We start from the raw sequence: 14,710 nt of genomic DNA on the forward strand, positions 1-14,710 counted from the left end.
GTGCTTAGTGCTTAGTTCTGATGACTGAGCACTGAGCACTTTCCCCCGCCCCCGCCAACACCTTCACGCTCCAACTCGCCACCATGCACTACTTCATCACCGGCACCGACACCGACGCAGGCAAGACTTATGTCACCTGCCTGCTGCTGGAGGCGTTGAAACGAACTGGCAAACGCGTCGCCGGCTTCAAACCCTTCGTCTGCGGCTCACGCGATGATGCGATCCATCTCGCCAACGCCAGCAGCGACGGTTTGACTGTCGAGGAGGTCAATCCGGTCTGGCTCAAGGTGCCTGCCGCGCCCTACGCCGCTGCTTTGATGGAAAACCGCCGCTTCGAGCTGAACGACATCATCGCCAAGTTTCATGAACTCACGCAAAAGCACGAGCATGTGCTTGTCGAAGGCGCGGGTGGCTGGGAAGTGCCGCTGAATGAGTTTTCGACGCTGGCTGACTTTGCGCAGCGTCTCGCGCTGCCCGTCATCGTCGTCGTGAACAACAAGCTCGGCTGCCTCAATCACACCATCCTCACCGTGCGTAACATCCAGGCCCGCGGCCTCGTCTGCGCGGGCATCATCCTCAATCACGTCCATGACGAACGCGACGCCGCCAGCATCAGCAATCGCATGGTGCTAGAACATTTCCTCGACGTGCCCGTTCTCGCCGAAATCATGCACGGTGAGACGGAGATCGAGTGGCCGTTGTGAGCCAAGGAGGGAGAGTCTCTGACTCCCCAGTTTCGGGGTCGGAGCCCCCGACACCTTGTTCGGCATCGCTCACTCACACCTTGGCAGCTTTTCTCACCGCCTTCCGCCGCTTCCTGGGCTTCGCAGGCGTCAGCGGCAGGCCAAACTTCAAACGACTGCCAACCGTGGCGGTGTATTTCGCCTCGGCCTCCCACAGTTCACGAATCCAATCGGTGACATTGCTCTCGACGACGGTGGCGGCTGCGGGTTTCTTTTTCATAGCTGTGAGGCGGTGAGTTTTCTTTGCAGAGAATCAATCATCTCCTGGCGGATGAAGAAATGATCCTGAATCTTCTGGCCGCCAAGCACTTTTTCATAGAACGGGGCTGACACTGCCGTGGCTTCGCCCCAGACGAGCGGGCATCCGATGCGCTGGGCTACAATCGCCAAGGTGCGAAGCAAGGCCACGCCCGTGCCCTTGTAGCCGTTCGCCGGATCAAGTGTCAGCGGATGCGCCGCCAGAAAATCGAGAACGATGTGATTGCACCACGTCCGGCGGCACCAAGCAACGCCCAGCACGGATGGTGCTGGCTTCCAGGTGGGTCGCGCCACCAGCAGGAAACCGATCTCGCCCTGCGGCTGCGCTTTCAGCTTGTCCTGCAACTCACGCAGGCTGGTGGCGGCCTCATCACGCTTCAAGTAGTAGCGCCAGCGCTTGCCAGCCAGTTTGGCAAACTCGACCGCATCCGCCGCCGCATTGGGCAGGCGATGCTTTGACCCCGCCCGCCACGCTCTGACTGCGGCATCATCACGCGGAGCGCCGAATTCGATCCGCACTGGTTGCTCACCTTGCGGCGTGAGGATATTGGGAGACGCGATCATCGGGCCAGTGTGACAAGCACCGCGTGTATCTGCAAGAACGTCTTGTTTCGTCCTTCAGCGAGATTTTGAAATCGTCGCGGAGTGTGGGTTGACAAGATTCCCACGAGCCGTTCAATCGCAGCACTGGCCAGCACAAGTTCGTCACCACCCCAAAACATCATGAAAACCTCCCTCATTCTGTGTCTGGCAACCCTGATGGGCGCTCCGCTCGCTTTCGCTGACAAAGCGGTCGATTATCCGAAGGAGGCCCCTGTACTCACCCTCTCCCTGCCTGACACTTGGACGGTGGATCTCGACGACGACGGCCTGATGGCCACGCCAACCAAAGATGACGACAGTGTGATCGTCGAACTGGTCGATCTCGAAGCGACGCTGGACAGCTTCGATGCCGCCGTCAAAGAAGCCAAGGAGACCATGTCTGAGTTCAAGAACATGAAGTATGACGAGATGGAGAAGGGTGAAAAAGACGGCCTGAGCATCGCCATTCTCAATGCCCAAGGTGAAGACGAGCATGGCAAGGCCTTCATCAATCTCGTGCTGCTCGCCAAACCAGGGGCCAAGAACTTCATCCTGCTGTCCTGCATCTCCTCCAAAGAGGGCAGCGACAAACACGGCGCGGCCATTGGCGCCCTGATCGGCTCCCTCAAGGCCAAGTAACCCAGCTCCAACTCTAATCCACCTGAGCGACCCCTTTTTCACCGCCTGAAGAAGGGGTTGTTTGTTTCAAACCACACTCACACACCTATGAAAGCATCCCTCGTTCTCTGCCTCGTCGTTCTCGCCCTCACACCGCTTGCGAATGCCGATCAAGTCATCAACTACCCGGCTGACAAGCCGATCTTCTCGATTGCCTTTCCCGACGGCTGGAAAGTCGAGCCCGGTGATCAATCCGTCTCCGCATCGTCCGACGACGACTTGGTGAACATGGAACTCATCGCCCTGGATGCCGATGAAGCCGCCAGTGCCATCGACGATGCCAAGGAAGGCCTCGAAGAAGAACTCAAAGGCATCAAATGGCTCGCCGAGCCGGAGAAAGGCGAGATCAATGGCATTGGCGTGACCTTCCTGAACGGCAACGTGACCGTCGAAGGCGTGAAGATGGCGGTGAACTGCGCCGTCTTCGCTCCCAAGAAGACCGATAAGTTCTTCATGCTCTTCAATATCATCCCGCTGGAAGCGCTGAAGCAGCATGGCGACGACGTCAGCAAGGTTCTCAACTCCATCAAAGGCAAATGAGCGACCATCCAACCACCCAGGTGGTCAAGGCGGGCGTTTCCGTCGCGCTGGTGATCTGCGGTGTCCTGTTCATTGCGCTCTGGCTCTGCGGCGCGGCCGCGCTCGGCATGATGAAGCTGATGGCCAGCCTGATGGCCAATGACTCCGGCGCTGCCTCAAGTGAAGCGCATATGACGCTCATCTTTGGCATGATGGGCGGACAACTGCTCACGGGACTGGCCGGCATTCCGGCCGAGCTGGCCTTTTTCTGGCGGGGCTGGCGCAAGCGGCTGTTGTGGACTTTTCTCATCATGCTCGTCGTCGGTATTCTGATTCAAGCCGCCGCCTTTTTTAAATTCTTCCCCGCATGAAACACACCTGCCTCGTCCTGCTGCTTGCCACCCTGTCCGCCTTGGCGGAGCCACAAACGCTGTTCTTTGCCCAGGAAAACGCCAAGGAGTACACGCGCATCGCCTTGACCATTGATGGCGATCAAGTCACCGGCACGCAGAACTGGCTGCCGAAACAACCCGACGGGCACGGTGCCCACGGCACCATCGAGGGCATCATCACCGGTGGCGGCATCATTCAGGTGCTCTATTCCTACACCATCGAAGGCTCCGAGCAGGCCGAGGAAGAGGTTCTCAAGCTCGATGGCGACAAGCTCTTCATTGGCGAAGGCCAGTTGCGGGAAGACCCCAAAAACAGCAGCAGACTGAACCTCCAAGAACCCAACAAGGTCACCTTCAAGAAAGCGCTCAAAAAAATCGCTGTGAGCGAGCCGAAGGCCGGTACACCTGAGCGCAAAGCCATCATGGATGCCATGCGCGGCCCCGTAGCGAAAGAAGCCGGTTCGCCCGTCCTTTTCACCGGCAATGTGCGTGTGAGCGGCTCATGGGCACGCTTTCAAGGCGACGTGAAGACCGCCGATGGAAAAAAGCCGAAAAACGCGGACTTCGCCGACTTGATGGAGCTCGATTTCTTCGCGCTGCTGAAAAAGAACGAGGACGGAACGTGGAAGGTCGTGCATCACGGCTTCGCCGGAGACATCGGCGTCACCGAAGAGGCGAAAGAAAACTTCCCCGAAGCTCCCTGGGTGCTGTTTCAGTGATTTGTCGGCTTCATGGTGCGCCGCACCACGGTCACAACTCCCAGTCCCACCAGCACTCCCAGCGCCATCGACGGCGGAATGTCGCTGGGCCAGTGCGCCCCGCAGTAGATGCGTGAATACGCCACTGCGGCGGCCAGCAAATACATCAGCATGCCAGCACGACGGTAGAAGCACGCGATGACCGTGGCGGCGGCGAACATGTTCGCGGTATGGCTGGAGGGAAATGACTTGCCGCGAGTTTCGCCTCTTGGCTCGCTGGCTTTGACCACCGGCTTCTCGAACAAGCGCATGAACGCGGGCGATGCGGTGCCGAGATCACGCACGATTACCCCTTCCATCGCATCGCGAGGCCGCACGCGGCCAATCGTCTTCTTCAAGGTGTTGGAGATCACGCCGTCGCCGAGGCCGAGAGCGATGGTAAGACAGAGCAGCATCACCCGTCCGTGTTTGCCACCCCGCCAGGCGGTGAGCAGCACCGCAATGATGATGAGCGGCAGCCAGGCCTCAATGGCGGAGAGCGCAGGCATGAGCCAGTCGAGCACCGGATGTGACCACGCGGTGTTGATCTGATGCAGCAGGCTGAGATCCCAGGCCGGAGGAACGTTGAACGTTGAACTTCCAACATCGAACATCGAACTGGCGGATGGGGTGGGGTTCATGCGGGTCAATACGGCAACGCGCAGGTCATTTCCACATTGAGCAGCGTTGCCTTATTTTTCAAAGTTCGATGCTCGATGCTGATCAGGGGCGAACCGCTTTCCAGCTTTTGAGATTTCGCCCTAGATAGACACTGAACTCGCGGGTCTCCTGCCCGAGCGGAATGCGGATGTCGCCGCGATGCTCCATGGCTTCAAAGGCCTCGATGAACACCGGACTGCGCAACAGGCCGTCGCCTGGATTGGGATCAAAGATCAGCGCATTCATGCCGAGGCACTCCTCCGGCCCTGCCCACACCTCATACTGCGACTGCGGCGTGCCGCTGTTCTCCCAGCGATACATGCGCGGATGCGAGGGCAGGTAAAACGCCATCTGCGCTGCATTGTAGCGATGCCCAAGCGTCATGACGAAGGTCTTGTCACGCTCCGGCACCTGATCGAGAAACTTCTGCGCCGCGATCCCTGCCTCACGCCAGCCGCGGATGCTGGCGAGCTTGTTGATGCTTTTTAAATCAGTGCTGAAAATCACGACAAGCGCGACATGCACAATGGCCACGAGAACACCACCGACACGCAGCGACCAGCGCCGCCAGCCTGGATGCGCGGTCGTGGGCAACGCGCCGCTCATCCATGCCGCCGCCAGAATGAACGCAGGCACAAAGAACGCCGCCGGCCAGTTCGGATTGATGCGCTGCCGCAGCGCCAGCACTGCGAAGCACGCTAAAGCCGGCGCCGAAGCCAGCAGCAGGAACAGCGCAGGCCGCGTGAGCTGCGCCCGCTGCTTCACCGCCACGGTCATCGCCGCGATGAGCGCCACAAACGTCACCGGCGTGTAGATCAACGCCTGCAAGCCGACGTTTTCGAGCGTGCGCCCGATCCATTTGCCGAAACCGAGGTCCTGCGTGTCGAAATGATGCTTCGTGTGCTCCAGCGTGATCCACGCATGCTCCTGGTTCCACCTCAGCACCGGAATGATGAAGGCCATGCCGAGCACCATCGCGATCCACATCCGCGGATTGCGCAGCAGCGCCCGGTCCTCACGCGAAACGGCCGCGAACAGCAGCATCAGCGCCGGAAACGCCAGCATCATCTGCTTGCTCAACGTGCCAACGCCAATGACAAGCGCCAGCGCCAGCCAGCGGGTGTTGCAGGCCGGTTTTTGTACCGCGAACCAGAACAGCAGCAGCCCCAGCGTCCAACACAGCAGCAGCGGCGCATCAATCGTCAGCAGCAGGTTCAGCCCCGCGTTTGCAATCGTCAGCAGCACCAGCACCGCCGTGAGAAACGCGGTGCGCGCATCGAACAACACCAGCGCGATGCGGTGAATAAGCGCCAGCGTCACCGTTCCGAGCAGCAGCGCCGCAAAGCGAATGCCCCACTCCGCATTGCCCGTGAGCCAGCCGATCACACCCATCATCCAGCCGATCATCGGCGGCTTGCTAAAGTAGCCCCAGTCCGGCCGGCGGCCCCAGTCCCAGTAATAGGCCTCGTCACCGGCCAGATCGGCCCCGTTCACAAACAGCAGCATCACGCCCACGCGCACGATGAACACGGCGGCCAGCAGCCACCAGAAGCGTTTGAGCCAGGTCGAGGAGTCAGAAGCGGGAGTCACAGACATGCAGGCGCACGATAGCGGTGCCGGGCGGGTGCGAAACCGGGAATCCAATGTGTTGATCTTGTTTCTTGGCAAACAGCGGCCCTCATTGCACTTTCGCGCCGTGAATCGCCGCCCGGCCATCATCCTGCTTCTGCTGCTGACCGCCACCACGGCCAGTGCGCTGACGATTGTGGGCCACAATTCCGCCACGAACGACCGCTTCATCTCCGGTTACGCCTCCTTCCCGGTGGAAAACAGCTCGGTTTCGTTCCTGGGCAACGGTTACGACCTCTCCGGCGTGGGCTGGAATCCAAGCAACACCACGCAGAGCTTCGCGATGATCAGCGACCAGTTTTTCGTCTATGCCAATCACTACGCGCCCGGTTCTACGCTGAATTTTTACAGCCCCACGCTGGACACCGTCGTCAGCTACGGCGTCAGCGCCACAAGTTACCATTACACCTTCAACAGCCAGACCAGCGACTTCGCCATCGGCAAGCTCTCTGCGGTGCTGAATCCCGCCCACGGCATCACCAGCTATGCCATTCTCGATCTGCCCACGATTCAAAGCTATGCGGGGCTGCCAGTTTTGATTTACGGCCACGGCAGCAATGGACCGCGGCTCGGCGCAAACGTGTTGGACGCCTACGGCTCCTACAACTTCCCCAACGGTGGCACGACCCCTGACAGCTACGGCATCGGCTACAGCTACAACAGCAGCCTCTCCGGCGACTCGATGTTTCAGAGCGGGGACTCCAGCAGCCCGACGTTTGTGCCCTGGCATGGCAGCCTGGCCTTGCTGGGCACGCATTCCGTCACTGCCACTATCGGCGTCACTCCCTATTCGATCGACAACTTCATCCCCGCCTATTTCGGCCAGATGGCGCTTGATGGCATCGACTTCAGCGTCGTACCCGAGCCGTCGCGCGTCATGCTCCTGCTCCTCGGCGCTTGCGCCCTGCTGCGGCGCAGGCACCATGCGTCACGGGAATGACACACGACACGGCGCACCGCGAAATCGACTGGCTCTACAGCACCCAGCTCTTCGGCATCAAGCTGGGACTGGACAATGTGCAGCGCTTGCTCAGCGAGCTGAATCTCCCTGCTGCCGGACAAAAATTCATCCACGTCGCCGGTACGAATGGCAAAGGCTCCACCTGTGCCTTCATGCACTCGATTTTGCAGGCCGCTGGCATCAACGCCGGTCTCTTCACCTCGCCGCATCTCATTCATTTCGGCGAACGCATCCGCGATGCCGAGCGCACGATCATGCCAGAGGAGATCGCCGCCAGCATCACCCGCCTGCGCAATCGTGTCTCTGACTGGAATCCGCATCCCACCTTCTTTGAGCTCACGTTCGCTCTTGCGCTGGAATGGTTCGCGCAGCGGCAAAACGAGTGGGTCGTGCTCGAAACCGGCCTCGGCGGTCGTCTCGATGCCACGAATGCGATCACACCCGCCGTCAGCGTCATCACGCCCATCGGCTGGGATCACATGGACATGCTCGGCGACACACTCGCCAAGATCGCCGCTGAAAAAGCCGGCATCATCAAGCCCGGTGTGCCGGTCATCACGCTGCGGCAGGAAGCGGAAGCGCTGGATGTCATCACCCGCACTGCCAATGATCGCAAAGCACCACTCACCATCGTCGAAACACCGTTGGCAGGCGAATTTGGCCTCGTCGGCCCGCATCAGCGTTGGAATGCCGCCATGGCCGTCGCTGCGCTGCGTGCCGCCGGTTTCGATCTCGATGACGACGTGATCACACGCGGCCTGCGCGAGGTGCAGTGGCCCGCACGCTTTCAAAAAATCGGCCCCATCATCATCGACGGTGCCCACAACCTCGATGCCGCTCGTGTCCTCACGCAAACGTGGCGCGAGCAGTTTCGCGATACGAAAGCCGAGATCATCTTCGGTGCCGTCTCCGGCAAAGACACCGCCACCGTGTTGCGCGAACTCGCGCCCATCGCCACAAGCTGGCATTTCACCGGCTTTGATTCGCCCCGCGCTCTGCCTGCTGAAACCCTGCGCCAAATCTGGGACAGCCTCGGCCTCGAATCACGTCCTTTGACCACGCATGCATGCGTGGTCGATGCTTTGGAAGCCGTGCGCTACCCAAGGCCTACGCTGATCGCCGGTTCGCTCTACCTGGCCGGTGAGGCGCTTGCCTTCATCGAAAACAACTCTACCGCCTTCGAGCGCAGCGCGCAGTAGCGCTACTCCTCCGACGCAGACACCTTGATGCGGTAACCGTTCTCGTTCTTCTCCAACTTCATCAGGTTGCGCTCGGCTGCGGCCTCCAGCAACGCGCTGAAAGTGCTGAAGCCGTAAAAGCGCTCATCAAACTGCGGCTGACGGCGGCGGATCGCCTGTTTCACCGGCCCGGCCCATACTGTATCGCTGCCACTGCGGCCCAGCATCGCCTCCACCGTCTCCACCACGAGCTGAATCGCCTTCTCGGGATCGCCGCCGGGTTTCCGCTCCTGCGTGGCCGGTTTGGCCGCCGACGGAGCCGGTTTGGCACGTGCCAGTCGCGTCTGCGTCTTCTCCTCCTCGCGCACCAGATCGTCGTAGAAGATGAATTCGTCGCAGTTGTCGATGAACAACCCGCTGGTGGACTGCTTCACGCCCACGCCGATGACGGTCTTGTTGTTCTCACGCAGCTTGCTCACCAGCGGCGAAAAATCCGAATCGCCGCTCACGATGGCAAAGGTGTCCATATGCGGCTTCGTGTAGCACAGATCGAGCGCGTCCACGACCATGCGGATGTCCGCCGAGTTCTTGCCCGACTGCCGCACATGCGGGATCTCGATCAGCTCAAACGATGCCTCATGAATCGACGCCTTGAAGCTCTTGTAGCGGTCCCAGTCGCAGTAGGCCTTCTTCACCACGATGCTGCCCTTCAGCAGCAGACGATCCAGCACCTTGTTCATGTCGAACTTGTCATACTTCGCATCCCGCACCCCGATGGCCAGGTTTTCAAAGTCGCAGAAAACTGCGATCGTGTGCGTGCGGTCGGTAGGAGAGGCCATGGTGACGAATCGTCCGCTCTTGCAGTGTCCGGGTCAACCGACGTTCTCGACGTCTCCATTCGTTTCATAAAACGGCCAACCATCCAGAGTCGGCCTTCCCAGCGACTCCTGCTCGAAATCACCTTTGGTGCCTGCTTCGCCCAACGCTATAAGTTCTTCACGACAATCCGCCATCCGTGGATCGGTGAGCAATCGCGTGAGAATCTGCTGATCGCGTTGCGTAAGAGGTGCGGCATCTGATTTCGGACGCCAAGTCATCTCAAACGAATGCACTCCGCGATCGGAAACCTCGCGCAGCTTGCGCAGGATGTCCCAGCCGCTTGGGTCCGTGTCGCCGAAGTGATGGTGTGGAAAGCCCTGTGGCAGCTTTTGCAGCATAAGCCGCACGGCTTGCGTCGGGAAGGATGTGGCAACGATTAGTGTAGTGCGTTGTGCATCCGCGCGGGCGAGTTGAAGAAAGGTCGTCTTGCGATTCTCGACGGTGAGAAGGCGCTCTGCCGTTGTCGTGATGTGTGTGGCGCGCTCCAACTCGGCGACGGAGAGCGTGGACTCGAAGCGTAGGTCGAGCGGCTTCGTATGATCCGCGAAATGTAGCATCAGCGGGCCGCAGTAGTGCAGCACGCTGTTGCTAGTCTGGATGCCCAGCGCCTCCAGCGGCGTCTCGCGGCCGAAAAGCAGCTCCAGAGCACGCTCGATGAAGGCCTGCTTCTCTTCGAGGTATTTGGAGCGCTGACCGATTTGCGTGCTCGCATCGCGAATCAACGTGCCTTCGGGCCATTCGCGGGCGGTGAGGTCCAGCAGCAGCTTCAAGAGCTCTTCGACGCGATTTGCCTCCCGCCATCGAAACGGCTCCACGGCATGCAGAAGAGCAAACTCGGCCTTCAAACGGCTCAAAAGAGCGTTCCAGGCCTCGGGAAGCAGCGGATGCGTTTTGGCCGTATAACGCTCCACCACGGCCAAAGCGGCTTGTTGAGCTTCCGCGCCGGTTTGCGAGCCAAACTGGGCATGAAGCCAGGTTTCGAATTCGAGCGGGACTTCGATCTTCAGGACGATGTGAGGCCGGCCCTTCAAACGATGGAGTTTGAGCTGTGGGATCTTTTCCGCTTCTCGCACAGCGGCTTGGCGTTCCTCTGCCGTCTTCAAGTCAGCCGCGTCCAGCAGGTCCTCCCAATCCAAGGGCCGTGAGCGCATGGCAGGTGTCACCCGGCGTTTCCGCGAGTTTAGCCATTTTTCATGCAGCGTTTGAAGCCAGCGCATGTGGCATCGTGGCGAGAAGTGATTCGTGGACAAGAGCGCGAAGCGTCCTGGAGTGCGGTGGCAAGCCTTGGCGCGACACCGCTTTCGTCTGCCAGACGGTGCGCTCTGGCCTGACGACGTTCTTCGTGCGCTCGACAGCGGTGTCGCCGATGCGAGGCTTCGCCCTCGCATCTTTGCCGCCGCACTCCAGGACACTGGCGCGACGTTCGGCTACTCCATCAATTCCGCGAGCCGTGAGCCCTCCACTCGCACCACCCAGTTTTCGATGTTTTGAATCTGCTCGGTGTCCGGATCGTAGGTACGTTCGACACGGCACTGAACGACGGTGTCGGCGTGCTGGAACATGGTGGGCAGGCGGTCTTCGGGGAAGGCCATGATGAGCTGCAGGCCGAAGTTTCGGGCCATGGCGAGGCAATCATCAATGCGGTCGCCGCTGAGCTTGCTGAAGGCTTCATCCATGACGACGAGGCCGAGATTTTGCGGATCGTCGCGACGGCCGAGGTCATACACGCGGCGGAAGGCGGCGAGTGTGGCGACGAAGAAGGGGGCCTGGTTTTCGCCACCGCTTTGTTTCTTGGCGCTCTTGTTCAAGCTGATGGCGGCGGCATCGCCACGACCGGCGGGCTTGGCTTCGATGTCCCAGTGATGGTAGTAGCGGTAGTCGAGCGCGCGCTGGTGGCGCTTGTCTTCAGGATTGTCGGCGGCGTCGATGGCGGCCATGAGTTCGTTCTTCGCGCGTTCGATGTCTTCACGACCGGCGGCGTTGAAGAGCTCCATTTCGGAGCCGCTGGGCAGACCTTTTTCGACGAGCGTCCAGATGGCGGTGTGGGCTTTGTCGGCACGGCTGGTGAGCTGGTAGCGCCAGCCGCCGATCTCGTGATCCATGGCGCGGTTCAGCTCGCGCTTGGTGCGGTCGGCTTCGCTGAGTTTTTCGCGGAGCACATCGAGGACCTGATGCTGCAGGCGGTCTTCCCATTCGCGCTTGGCTTCGAGAGCGGCAGTCTTGTAGCGTTCCAGTTCGTGGGTTTCGAGGTCTTCGCGGCGCTGGTCGAAGGCTTCGTTGTCCTCGGCGTCAGCATCGAGGGCATCGCTGAGATCGGCATGGACGGTGACAAGTTCTTGGCGCTGTACATCGCGCAGGCGGCGGGCTTCCTGGGCATGCGTGTCGAGCTGGATGGCCAGTGCGGCGGCCATCTCGATGGATTTGCGCCAGGAGGTGGATTTCTGGCGTTCGGCATTGATGCGCGCCACGATTTCATCGTCAGATGAGCCACGCACAAGGGTGCGCGAGGCCTGACGGGCGATACGGGTCTGCTCCTCCTGGAAGATGTCTTCGCTGATGGATTCTTCGAGCCTGGCCTTGGCGAGTTCGAAGGCGGTGATGGCGCTTTTGAGGCTGCCGATGCGCTCGTGGATGCCTTCCAGCGAGGCGTTTTCCACGCGGAGGTTTTCCATGGCCTTCACGTTGTCGGGTGTGGCCAGCAGATCCCAGGTGGCTTGGAGTTCGCCGAGTTCTTTGCAGAATTTGGGCAGCAGAGGCACTTCATCCGCGCCGTCCGGTACGGTGAAGCGGTCGAGACGCCATTCCATGCCACGATTGACGAAAGCGCGGAGGTCATCGCGATCCTGGCGCACTTCTTCAATGACGGCATCAGTTTCGCGCAGCTCGTTCTCACGCACATCGCGGAGACGGCGCAGGCCTTCCTCGCCGAGAGTGAGTTCTTTTTCAGGCGTGAGGCGCACGCGACGCGGCGGATCTTTGAGCCAGCCATCGAGTGACAGGGCACGCTCGTGTTTGTCGAGCTGCGAGGCTTTGTTCACGGCGACGATGCCACCGAGCAGGTGATCGAGCACCTTGCCCGCCACTGGGTGCTGTGTCTCCAGCATCTCGCGCAGGGAGCCTTTCTCGACCTTAGCGGTGGTGTTGGCGGCTTCCTCGGGATGGATGAGAAGTTCGTTTGGGCTGGGTGTCTGTTGCGCCTGATCCCAGGCGGCGCGGAAGTCTTCGGGAATGACGGCGCGGCGGTTCATGCCGAGGACGCTCTCCAGCAGCGGCCACCATTTTTCGGCCGTGGGTTTTACTTCCACGACGCGGCCCAGTGCGACGGCTTTCTGGCCGCGAGACAGCAATGCGTTGAGCAGGGGCGAAGGGGAGGCCTGGCCCTCACGGAGTTGCGAGAGGTCTTTGTGCAGCGCTGACTTGCGCATCTCGTGTTCGGCCAGACGAGCTTCGACGGGACGCAGTTGTTCCATCGCTTCGTCGCGCAGCTTGATGAAGGCATGGGAGGAGTCGCGTGCGGCAGCGAGAGCTGTGCTCTCGTCTTTGCTCTGCATGCCGGAGATGGCGGCAGAGGCATCGGCGATGTCTTGCAGGCCCAGACGGGCGGCGTGAAGCGTCCAGTCCTGCCAGTGGCGCAAATGGGAGCGGATCTGCTCGTGCAGGCTCGTTGCGGCGGCTTCGAGACGGGTGATCTCCTTGGACAGTTCGCGGCGGCGGCGGTCGTTTTCCTCCATGCGCACGGCTTTGTCGCCGAGGGCAGCGCGGGCGGCCTCCACCGAACGGCGCAGGCGGTCACGCTCTTCGAGGGTCTGCTCATGCGTTTTGCGATTGTCCTCATAGTCCGCTTGTTTCTCGTCCAGCTCAGCACGGCTGCGCTGGAGATTCTCCAGCGCTTCCTCGTGCTTCAAGGCATCGCTGAGGTGGGTGTAGAGAGCAGATTCGCGCTTTGAATTGATCCAGTCCTGATGATGCGCGGAGATGCGTTTCAGGCGCTCGAGCTGATCATACATTTTCTCCAGCCGCTCCTGGGCGCGACGATGCGCATCGACGCTGGCTTTCACGGCTTTCACATCCGGCATGCCGGGCTCGAGAAGGAACTCGCGCACGAACTTTTCAAAATTGCTTTCCGGCTCGAAGGCCATGGCGCGGGGCAGGGTCTTCGCCATCTGCTCGGCGTCAAAGCCGAGGTGGCTACGCAGCGCCATCTCATCACGGTAGGTCTGCTGGCGGTCCCAGACATCGCCGTCGAGCTCGCGCTTCACGCGGGTGCGGAACTCGTCCTCGGGCAGGAATTGCATCGCCTGCGGTCCGGCGTCGCTGTTGAGGAAATCCTGCCACGCGAGGCGGCGTCCAGTGCGAAACCAGATTGTCGAAGGCTTCGCCGTGGGGCCTTCATACTCGATGCGTGCGCCCCAGGTCTCGCGGCGTGGCTCTTCTTCGCCGGGCTGCGTAGGCCAGGTGAATTCCAACGCGGCGAGCGTGACGCTGCTGGGCCGCAGGTAGCGCTCCGCACCGTCGCGGCCTGTCGTGTTGGTGTCGCAAAGACAGTAGCCACGCAGGCTGCGACCGCTGCCCGCACCGGCGGCGGCTTTGTTGAACTTGCTCTGCTGCTCGCCCAGCATGACGAACTGAATGAGGTCCAGTAGGGCGCTTTTGCCGCTGCCATTGGCACCGGTGATGAGTGAGAGACCGGAGACGTCGATGATCTGGCGATAGCCGTACCAATTGACTGCCAGGATGCGGCTCAGGGTGATGCGCGACTGGCTCATGCGGGCACCTCCGCGTCTTCCGTGCTGTCTTTGACCGGCTGATACAGCTCCACGCGCTGCTGCCACGCGGCGATGTCATCAAACGGGATCACACGGGCCAAAGAGGGCAAAATCTCGATCTGCATCTCGCCCGCCTGCGTCATGCCCTCGGGCCTCAGTGTGCGGATGAGGCGATGACGGCGGATGCGGGCCAGGCAGGCCTCGATCTGCGATTTTTCCGGCGTGCTGATCTTGTCGAAGTACACCTTCAGCGCGGCCCAGAGCTGGTCCACGGTCACGATGACCGCCTCCTGGCTACCGGTGCTGATTTCATCATCGTAAAGCCGCCACAGCGCCAGCAGCACGAGCGTCTCGTCCTTGTCAAAACGCCCCAGCAGCAGGCACGACTCCGTGCGCGGCCTCGCCTGCAACAGCGAGCGCTCCTCATCGACGATCAACTCCAGCGCCAACGGCGCAAGGTAGTCCTCCACATGCGTGCGGTAGTGATCGCGGGCCAGCAGATACAGCTCCCGTCCGCCGCCCTCATCGCCGAGCAACACCCCGCGCCCCAGCAACTCCGCCAGCACCTCGCGCAGCGCCGCGCGATCCGAATCCGGCACCTCACTCCAAAAGGAGCGTGGCCAGAGCGGATCGGAGGTGGTGGAAGTCATTGGGGCGAGATGATGGATGCAGTTGCACTGTGATCAACCAGTGTGGCTCATTTTCACGCGCCACACTCCGGCTAAATG

At 60.9% G+C, this 14,710-nt stretch carries 15 protein-coding genes; 7 read left to right on the forward strand and 8 right to left on the reverse strand.

The features are described from left to right. The first annotated feature begins 83 nt into the window (after window positions 1–83). Entirely contained in the window at window positions 84–704 is a 621-nt protein-coding gene (gene bioD / locus ACKVY0_RS09645) for a dethiobiotin synthase (RefSeq protein WP_409214602.1), read from the forward strand. A gap of 73 nt (window positions 705–777) precedes the next feature. On the opposite strand, the gene ACKVY0_RS09650 is transcribed toward bioD, so the two are convergent. Beyond that, on the reverse strand, window positions 778–963 hold the full coding sequence (locus ACKVY0_RS09650) for a hypothetical protein (protein ID WP_409214603.1): 186 nt from the start codon (window positions 961–963) through the stop codon (window positions 778–780). Beyond that, the gene (locus ACKVY0_RS09655) at window positions 960–1,565 is read right to left on the reverse strand and encodes a hypothetical protein (RefSeq protein ID WP_409214604.1); all 606 of its coding nucleotides are present in this window, start codon (window positions 1,563–1,565) and stop codon (window positions 960–962) included. Before ACKVY0_RS09655 ends, ACKVY0_RS09650 begins: the two co-directional genes overlap by 4 nt. Window positions 1,566–1,724: 159 nt before the next feature. Between ACKVY0_RS09655 and ACKVY0_RS09660 the strand changes: the two genes are divergently transcribed. The 4 genes from ACKVY0_RS09660 (at window position 1,725) to ACKVY0_RS09675 (ending at window position 3,891) form a co-directional block, all read left to right on the forward strand. After that, window positions 1,725–2,222 carry a hypothetical protein gene (locus ACKVY0_RS09660; protein ID WP_409214605.1) on the forward strand — a complete coding sequence of 166 codons (498 nt, stop codon included), beginning with the start codon at window positions 1,725–1,727 and terminating at the stop codon, window positions 2,220–2,222. An 87-nt stretch (window positions 2,223–2,309) separates the two neighbouring features. Next, complete coding sequence (locus ACKVY0_RS09665; RefSeq protein ID WP_409214606.1) at window positions 2,310–2,801, forward strand: hypothetical protein; 492 nt, start codon at window positions 2,310–2,312, stop codon at window positions 2,799–2,801. Next, window positions 2,798–3,151 (forward strand): hypothetical protein, encoded by a 354-nt coding sequence (locus tag ACKVY0_RS09670; protein ID WP_409214607.1) that lies wholly within the window; start codon window positions 2,798–2,800, stop codon window positions 3,149–3,151. Before ACKVY0_RS09665 ends, ACKVY0_RS09670 begins: the two co-directional genes overlap by 4 nt. Continuing rightward, on the forward strand, window positions 3,148–3,891 hold the full coding sequence (locus ACKVY0_RS09675; protein ID WP_409214608.1) for a hypothetical protein: 744 nt from the start codon (window positions 3,148–3,150) through the stop codon (window positions 3,889–3,891). Before ACKVY0_RS09670 ends, ACKVY0_RS09675 begins: the two co-directional genes overlap by 4 nt. On the opposite strand, the gene ACKVY0_RS09680 is transcribed toward ACKVY0_RS09675, so the two are convergent. Next, on the reverse strand, window positions 3,885–4,550 hold the full coding sequence (locus tag ACKVY0_RS09680) for a phosphatase PAP2 family protein (protein WP_409214609.1): 666 nt from the start codon (window positions 4,548–4,550) through the stop codon (window positions 3,885–3,887). The two genes, ACKVY0_RS09675 and ACKVY0_RS09680, sit on opposite strands and share 7 nt — an antisense overlap. Before the next feature lie 82 nt (window positions 4,551–4,632). After that, window positions 4,633–6,165 (reverse strand): ArnT family glycosyltransferase, encoded by a 1,533-nt coding sequence (locus ACKVY0_RS09685; protein ID WP_409214610.1) that lies wholly within the window; start codon window positions 6,163–6,165, stop codon window positions 4,633–4,635. 100 nt (window positions 6,166–6,265) lie between these two features. Here ACKVY0_RS09685 and ACKVY0_RS09690 point away from each other — a divergent pair, with 100 nt between their 5' ends. Further along, the gene (locus ACKVY0_RS09690) at window positions 6,266–7,138 is read left to right on the forward strand and encodes a PEP-CTERM sorting domain-containing protein (protein ID WP_409214611.1); all 873 of its coding nucleotides are present in this window, start codon (window positions 6,266–6,268) and stop codon (window positions 7,136–7,138) included. After that, window positions 7,135–8,358, forward strand: coding sequence for a bifunctional folylpolyglutamate synthase/dihydrofolate synthase (locus tag ACKVY0_RS09695; protein ID WP_409214612.1), 1,224 nt, complete (start codon window positions 7,135–7,137; stop codon window positions 8,356–8,358). The genes ACKVY0_RS09690 and ACKVY0_RS09695 overlap by 4 nt, the downstream gene beginning before the upstream one ends. Window positions 8,359–8,360: 2 nt before the next feature. On the opposite strand, the gene ACKVY0_RS09700 is transcribed toward ACKVY0_RS09695, so the two are convergent. The 4 genes from ACKVY0_RS09700 to ACKVY0_RS09715 form a co-directional block, all read right to left on the reverse strand. Beyond that, window positions 8,361–9,176: an NYN domain-containing protein gene (locus ACKVY0_RS09700; protein ID WP_409214613.1), complete on the reverse strand. Its 816-nt coding sequence runs from the start codon at window positions 9,174–9,176 to the stop codon at window positions 8,361–8,363. 33 nt (window positions 9,177–9,209) lie between these two features. Next, window positions 9,210–10,433: a Wadjet anti-phage system protein JetD domain-containing protein gene (locus tag ACKVY0_RS09705; protein WP_409214614.1), complete on the reverse strand. Its 1,224-nt coding sequence runs from the start codon at window positions 10,431–10,433 to the stop codon at window positions 9,210–9,212. Between the two features lie 210 nt (window positions 10,434–10,643). Next, entirely contained in the window at window positions 10,644–13,982 is a 3,339-nt protein-coding gene (locus ACKVY0_RS09710) for an SbcC/MukB-like Walker B domain-containing protein (protein WP_409214615.1), read from the reverse strand. Beyond that, window positions 13,979–14,632, reverse strand: a complete 654-nt coding sequence (locus tag ACKVY0_RS09715; protein WP_409214616.1) for a DUF4194 domain-containing protein — start codon at window positions 14,630–14,632, stop codon at window positions 13,979–13,981. The genes ACKVY0_RS09710 and ACKVY0_RS09715 overlap by 4 nt, the downstream gene beginning before the upstream one ends. Window positions 14,633–14,710: the final 78 nt, after the last annotated feature.

It is taken from the genome of Prosthecobacter sp. (assembly GCF_046154365.1).
GTDB lineage: Bacteria > Verrucomicrobiota > Verrucomicrobiia > Verrucomicrobiales > Verrucomicrobiaceae > Prosthecobacter.

Bases quoted from the DNA above. Each gene is read 5' to 3' on its own strand.
- ACKVY0_RS09695 (WP_409214612.1), top strand. From the start codon at position 7,135: ATGACACACGACACGGCGCACCGCGAAATCGACTGGCTCTACAGCACC.
- ACKVY0_RS09700 (WP_409214613.1), bottom strand. From the start codon at position 9,176: ATGGCCTCTCCTACCGACCGCACGCACACGATCGCAGTTTTCTGCGAC.
- ACKVY0_RS09655 (WP_409214604.1), bottom strand. From the start codon at position 1,565: ATGATCGCGTCTCCCAATATCCTCACGCCGCAAGGTGAGCAACCAGTG.
- ACKVY0_RS09705 (WP_409214614.1), bottom strand. From the start codon at position 10,433: ATGCGCTGGCTTCAAACGCTGCATGAAAAATGGCTAAACTCGCGGAAA.
- ACKVY0_RS09715 (WP_409214616.1), bottom strand. From the start codon at position 14,632: ATGACTTCCACCACCTCCGATCCGCTCTGGCCACGCTCCTTTTGGAGT.
- ACKVY0_RS09685 (WP_409214610.1), bottom strand. From the start codon at position 6,165: ATGTCTGTGACTCCCGCTTCTGACTCCTCGACCTGGCTCAAACGCTTC.
- ACKVY0_RS09665 (WP_409214606.1), top strand. From the start codon at position 2,310: ATGAAAGCATCCCTCGTTCTCTGCCTCGTCGTTCTCGCCCTCACACCG.
- ACKVY0_RS09650 (WP_409214603.1), bottom strand. From the start codon at position 963: ATGAAAAAGAAACCCGCAGCCGCCACCGTCGTCGAGAGCAATGTCACC.
- ACKVY0_RS09710 (WP_409214615.1), bottom strand. From the start codon at position 13,982: ATGAGCCAGTCGCGCATCACCCTGAGCCGCATCCTGGCAGTCAATTGG.
- ACKVY0_RS09680 (WP_409214609.1), bottom strand. From the start codon at position 4,550: ATGAACCCCACCCCATCCGCCAGTTCGATGTTCGATGTTGGAAGTTCA.
- ACKVY0_RS09675 (WP_409214608.1), top strand. From the start codon at position 3,148: ATGAAACACACCTGCCTCGTCCTGCTGCTTGCCACCCTGTCCGCCTTG.
- ACKVY0_RS09670 (WP_409214607.1), top strand. From the start codon at position 2,798: ATGAGCGACCATCCAACCACCCAGGTGGTCAAGGCGGGCGTTTCCGTC.
- bioD (WP_409214602.1), top strand. From the start codon at position 84: ATGCACTACTTCATCACCGGCACCGACACCGACGCAGGCAAGACTTAT.
- ACKVY0_RS09660 (WP_409214605.1), top strand. From the start codon at position 1,725: ATGAAAACCTCCCTCATTCTGTGTCTGGCAACCCTGATGGGCGCTCCG.